The organism is Actinobacillus ureae ATCC 25976 (assembly GCF_000188255.1).
Lineage (GTDB): Bacteria > Pseudomonadota > Gammaproteobacteria > Enterobacterales > Pasteurellaceae > Actinobacillus > Actinobacillus ureae.
This window is the reverse complement of the sequence record NZ_GL831080.1, coordinates 275,452-280,701: the sequence shown is the minus strand read 5'-3', so window position 1 is coordinate 280,701 and position 5,250 is coordinate 275,452. Positions and strand designations below refer to the sequence as shown.

5 protein-coding genes and 1 pseudogene are annotated in these 5,250 nt (G+C 39.9%); 4 read left to right on the top strand and 2 right to left on the bottom strand.

From position 1 onward, the window contains the following. Positions 1-423: 423 nt before the first annotated feature. From HMPREF0027_RS01350 to HMPREF0027_RS01335, 4 genes are all read left to right on the top strand, one after another. Positions 424-1,023, top strand: coding sequence for an MBL fold metallo-hydrolase (locus tag HMPREF0027_RS01350; protein ID WP_005621516.1), 600 nt, complete (start codon positions 424-426; stop codon positions 1,021-1,023). Positions 1,024-1,117: 94 nt separating this feature from the next. Beyond that, complete coding sequence (gene ulaR, locus HMPREF0027_RS01345) at positions 1,118-1,864, top strand: HTH-type transcriptional regulator UlaR (protein ID WP_005621514.1); 747 nt, start codon at positions 1,118-1,120, stop codon at positions 1,862-1,864. Positions 1,865-1,945: 81 nt separating this feature from the next. Further along, positions 1,946-2,806, top strand: a complete 861-nt coding sequence (locus tag HMPREF0027_RS01340; protein WP_044024208.1) for an L-ribulose-5-phosphate 3-epimerase — start codon at positions 1,946-1,948, stop codon at positions 2,804-2,806. After that, positions 2,800-3,513, top strand: coding sequence for an L-ribulose-5-phosphate 4-epimerase (locus HMPREF0027_RS01335; protein WP_005621511.1), 714 nt, complete (start codon positions 2,800-2,802; stop codon positions 3,511-3,513). The genes HMPREF0027_RS01340 and HMPREF0027_RS01335 overlap by 7 nt, the downstream gene beginning before the upstream one ends. A 13-nt stretch (positions 3,514-3,526) precedes the next feature. Here the strand turns inward: HMPREF0027_RS01335 and yedF are convergent, their stop codons facing one another. After that, the gene (gene yedF / locus HMPREF0027_RS01330; protein WP_005621510.1) at positions 3,527-3,850 is read right to left on the bottom strand and encodes a sulfurtransferase-like selenium metabolism protein YedF; all 324 of its coding nucleotides are present in this window, start codon (positions 3,848-3,850) and stop codon (positions 3,527-3,529) included. Positions 3,851-3,888: 38 nt separating this feature from the next. After that, positions 3,889-5,095 (bottom strand): annotated as a pseudogene (gene yedE / locus HMPREF0027_RS01325) (selenium metabolism membrane protein YedE/FdhT). Between the last annotated feature and the right edge of the window lie 155 nt (positions 5,096-5,250).

Below are 5,250 nucleotides of genomic sequence, written 5' to 3'. Positions count from 1 at the left end.
GATTTTCGTGATTTTCGTGATTTTCGTGATTTTCGTGATTTTCGTGATTTTCGTGATTTTCGTGATTTTCGTGATTTTCGTGATTTTCGTGATTTTCGTGATTTTCGTGATTTTCGTGATTTTCGTGATTTTCGTGATTTTCGTGATTTTCGTGATTTTCGTGTTCATTTGTTAAAAATATGTATAATCTTTTTTCTCCCCTCTCGTCACAAAAACAAATAAGCTATTGATTTTATTAGAAAGTAATCGTTTGTTAAGTTTCACAAAAATACAAGATAAATGAGAAGAATTCCTATCCATGCAGAATCGACGAAAAAATTAGAGGTAGATCACATTTTTTAAAAAAAGCGTTTTACAAAAAAATATGATTATACTTGATTAAATATTTCATCTTTTCCTTATTACACAAACTAGGAGTTTACTATGGCGAACGTTAATGAAATCACACGTGAAAGTTGGATTCTTTCTACCTTCCCGGAATGGGGTACTTGGCTAAATGAAGAAATTGAAGAAGAAGTGGTACTGGAAGGTAACTTCGCAATGTGGTGGCTAGGTTGCGTAGGCGTGTGGATTAAAACACCTGCAGGTGCAAATATTTGTATGGACTTATGGTGTAGTCGTGGTAAGTCTACTAAGAAAGTAAAAGATATGGTGCGTGGTCACCAAATGGCAAATATGGCGGGTGTGCGTAAATTACAACCTAACTTACGTGCTCCAGTGGGTATTGCAGATAAAATGACCTCTATCGACTTACTCCGTATGGCGGAATGCTTACGTGCGAAAGTGATTATTCCGGTACACCACGACATTTGGACAAACTTTATGGCAAGTACGCAAGAAATCATTGATTTATGGCGTATGCGTAAAGATCGCTTACAATATAAATTCCATCCGTTTATTTGGGAAGTTGGTGGTAAATATGTTTATCCGCGCGATAAAGACTTAATTGAGTATCACCACCCACGTGGCTTTGATGATTGCTTCGAGCAAGAACCAAATATTCAATTTAAATCTATGCTTTAATTGAAGTAAAGCCACTCTTAATTCAAATTAGGAGTAGCTTCTTTAGTAATTGTTCATGATTTAAAACGTAATAAGAATAAAAAGGGAAATAGTCATGAATGAAAGTTTTAGACATAAAAAATTATTAGCCATGTTAGAAGCAAGACAAATGCTTTCTACCTTGGAAATTATGAATCTTTTAAATATTTCGCCGGCAACCGCTAGACGAGATATTAATAAATTAAGCGAACAGAAAAAGTTACGCAAAGTGCGTAACGGTGCGGAAGCAATCGGCACACAGCATTCGTTAGAAAAAGATAAACCAATTAATAATTTTGAAGAAAAACGCCGCATTGCCGAAGCAGCCAGTAAATTATGTCGAGAAGGCGACAGCGTGCTTCTCACTTGCGGCTCGACTATGCAATTGCTCGGGCAAGCTTTATGCGGACAAAAATTGCAAATTATTACCAATTTTCTACCGCTTGCAAATTATCTGATTGAGCACCAACATGAAGACATCGCAATCATGGGTGGACAATACAATAAAAATAAAAAAATCACCCTATCGCTCAATCAACAAAATGAATTTACTTATGCGGCAAATATTATGTTTACCAGCGGCAAAGGCTTTACCCATGAAGGTTTATTTAAAACCGATATGATTATTGCTAATTCCGAAGCGCAAATGTCATCAAAAGCGAATAAATACGTGGTATTGCTGGATAGCACCAAACTCGGCACGGAAATCGGTATGCTGTTTAGAGAGATTAGTCAGGTCGATTTACTGATCACTGGCAAAGAAGCTGACCCGAAAATCATTCAAGCGATTCGAGATAAAGGACTGGAAGTAATCCTTGCATAGTAACATTTAGAAAAACCATCAAAACAAGCGGTTAAATTTACCTGATTTTTTACCAAAAGCATTTCAAACCAGGGGATGAATATGAGAAAACATAAACTCGGTATCTATGAAAAAGCATTGCCAAAACATATTTCTTGGCAAAACAGGCTTTCTATTGCTAAAGCATGCGGTTTTGATTTTGTGGAAATGTCTGTTGATGAAACGGATAAACGCTTGGCCCGCTTAGATTGGACAAAAGAACAACGTATCGAATTAGTGCAAGCGATCATCAATACCGGTGTGACTATTCCGTCAATGTGTTTGTCCGGTCATCGCCGCTTCCCGTTCGGCTCTCGTGATGAAGCCACTCGTCAAAAAGCCTATGAAATCATGGAAAAGGCAATCCACCTTGCGGTGGATTTAGGTATTCATACCATTCAATTAGCCGGCTACGATGTGTATTACGAAGAACAAGATGAAGGCACGATTGAGCGTTTCCAACAAGGCTTAGAATGGGCGACTGAACTGGCGGCAAGTAACCAAGTTACACTCGCAGTCGAGATTATGGATACCAAGTTTATGAGTTCGATTAAACGTTGGAAAAAATGGGATGAGATTATCAAATCACCATGGTTTACCGTCAATCCGGATATCGGCAACGTTTCGGCTTGGAATGATGATATTGAAGCGGAATTTGCCTTAGGCATCGATAAAATCTCTGCAATTCACTTAAAAGACACGTATAAAGTGACCGAAACCTGTAAAGGTCAATTCCGTGACATACCGTTCGGTGACGGTTGTGTTGACTTTAAAGGCTTCTTTGAAATTCTCGCCAAATTAAATTATCGCGGTGCGTTCTTAATTGAAATGTGGACGGAAAAAGCGGAAGAGCCAATTGCGGAAATTATTAATGCTCGCCGTTGGATTGAACAAAAAATGAAAGAAGGTGGTTTCCAATGTTAACAGAATTATCTCCAAAATTACTGGCAATGCGTGATCGTATATTTAAAGCAAATCTTGAATTACCAAAATACAAATTAGTCACTTTCACTTGGGGCAACGTGAGTGAAATCGACCGAGAAACCGGTTACGTTGCAATTAAACCTTCCGGTGTGGAATATGAAACAATGAAACCGGAAGATATCGTGTTTGTCGATTTGCAAGGTAACAAAGTATTCGGCGATAAAAAACCTTCGTCTGATACCGCAACCCATTTAGAGTTTTATCGCCAATTCCCGAATATCGGCGGTGTAGTGCATACTCATTCACGCCATGCAACCGCATGGGCGCAAGCCGGTGAAGATATTCTTGCTTTAGGTACAACACAAGGCGACTATTTCTATGGTTCCGTACCTTGTACACGTCGTATGACACCGGAAGAAATTGCCGGTGAGTACGAATTAGAAACCGGTAAAGTGGTGGTGGAAACCTTCCGTAAACGCGGTATTAATCCGGATATGGTACCGGGCGTATTAGGCCACTCATACGGGCCTTTCACTTGGGGTAAGGATGCGCATGATGCGGTACATAATTCCGTCGTGTTAGAAGAAGTGGCGTATATGAACTTCGTTAGCCACCAAATCCGTCCGAACATCGGTTCAATGCAACAAGAATTACTTGATAAACATTACCTACGCAAACACGGTGCGAATGCGTATTACGGTCAATAAGCTTTTTTATCAGCTATTTCTGAATTAAATAACGTAAAGTTGGCCCGTCCTGCTCCACGCTTAATAAAGTATAACCGTGATTTTTAACATCTACGGGAATATTATTAATCGATTGAGCACAATCACTTAACACTTCCAACACTTCCAACACTTCCAACACTTCCAACACTTCCAACACTTCCAACACTTCCAACACTTCACCTGATTTTAACGTCGGCATCGTTTCCAATGTTGCAATTGCCGGATACGGACAAGGTTCACCGAGCATATCCAAGGTGTAATCCGGTGTAATTACCGAAGGGTGTTTATCTTGTTGCTGAATTACTGTAAAAGCCATAATGTTTTCCTTATTTCTTAATCAATCACGACAAGAGTTTATGCCGTTGTATCACGCTGAGTTGCTGCTAGGCGAGCTTTTGCTTTGCGAATAAAGCATTTTTCCCACCAAACCACAAACACTAAACAAGCAATCATTAAGCCGTAATTGAGCAATAACCCCGAGATAGGCCCGAATGATTTCAATAAATTGATTTTTTCATAATCTAATGCCAATACCGGTGCGAGACTATCCCACCAATATGCCAGTAAGGTTGAGCCGGCGACATTACCGATGCCCACCCACATAAAATGAACTTGTCCTTCCAGCGCTCGATACATCCAGCCGGTTTCACAACCGCCGGTAACGACAATATCGAATCCAAATAACAAGCCACCGATCACTGCGTTTGGCCCTGCCCACATAATTTTTGGATTCGCACCAAGCTGAATATAACTAAATACACAAATCGTACTAATCAACATACCATAAATAATCGCCTTACCCATATAAGCACGACCGGTTGCCCATAAGTCACGAAAGGCGGAAGTAAAACAAATTTGCGCCCGTTCAATCAACAAACCGAAGCCCAAACCGAATAGCATCGCAAAACCTAATTTGATTGAATTTTGCATCACATATAAAGAAGCGATTAACCAAATCGAAAAGATCAGTATACCGAATCTAAAACGGCGTTTAGCTTGCTGAGGATCCGCGTGCTCTACTTTGCCCGCACCTTTTTTGAGTTTTAGCGGCGGACGAAATATCGGCAGTAAGATAAATTTTACCCCTGCATAAGAGCCGATCGCGGTAGTTAAGGTAAAAAACTAGGCATGTAATGAAAACTGAGGAATACCATACCGGTAAACAACGAAGCCAAATTACAGCCCATGGCTAAACGTGCGCCAAAACCGGCTAATGCACCACCGATTAACGCTTGTACAATACGAATCCGATTTTGCGGCATCCGAATCTTGATATTATTTGCCCAGAGCTCAGCGGCAATACAGCCGGCAAACATACCCAGAATCATCAACCCATCAATGCGGCTAAAGATCGTACCGTCTAAACCAATAATTTTATAATAGCCCCAGTCTAAGACATTTACCCCCATAGACTCTAGAATTTCTCCGCCCCAACGAGTGAATTCTCCTGTCACGGCCCAAAATAATAGGCAGAAAGGATACCCGCAGCAATAACCGCCGCAGTCGGATTCCAAAATCTAATCAGGTAATCTTGTTTGAATTGTTGCCATATCTCTAACATAAAATTTCCTAAATAGAATATGAAGAAAGGCAAGCAGGTATAACGATGAATAAATAGAATAGCGCCGAAAAACGACGATTGGATTTGCTCATTTCCTATACACAAAACTTGCGATATAAATAAATGATGTCAAAATACGTATAAATTTGATCTGA